Origin of the sequence: Mesorhizobium sp. M4A.F.Ca.ET.020.02.1.1 (assembly GCF_004022645.1) — a bacterium.
Classification (GTDB): domain Bacteria; phylum Pseudomonadota; class Alphaproteobacteria; order Rhizobiales; family Rhizobiaceae; genus Mesorhizobium.
Map to the genome: position 1 here is coordinate 1 of NZ_RZOI01001409.1, position 428 is coordinate 428.

The 428-nt window shown below is 65.2% G+C and carries 1 protein-coding gene; it reads right to left on the minus strand.

The features are described from left to right. A partial coding sequence (locus tag EN742_RS37425; RefSeq protein ID WP_245492507.1) for an EF-Tu/IF-2/RF-3 family GTPase occupies positions 1-428 on the minus strand: 428 nt, incomplete at both ends.

The following is a 428-nucleotide window of genomic DNA, read 5'->3' on the forward strand; positions in this document are numbered from 1 at the left end:
ATCTCCAGATGCAAGAGGCCGAGGAAGCCGCAACGGAAGCCGAAGCCAAGTGCTGCCGAAGTTTCCATTTCATAGGAGAAGGAGGCGTCGTTGAGGCGCAGCTTGCCGACGGCGGCGCGCAGATCCTCGAAATCGGCGGCGTCGACCGGGAACAGGCCGCAGAACACCACCGGCTGCGCCGGCTTGAAGCCCGGCAGCGCCTTTTGCGTCGGGCGGCGATCCTCGGTGATGGTGTCGCCGACGCGGGTGTCGGCCACTTCCTTGATCGAGCCGGTGAAGAAGCCGAACTCGCCGGGGCCAAGCTCGTCGACATTGATGCGGGCGGGCGTGAAGACGCCGGTGCGCTCGACCAAATATTTGGCGCCGGTGCCCATCATGCGGATGGTCTGGCCCTTCTTCAGCACGCCGTCGATGACGCGGACCAGCAC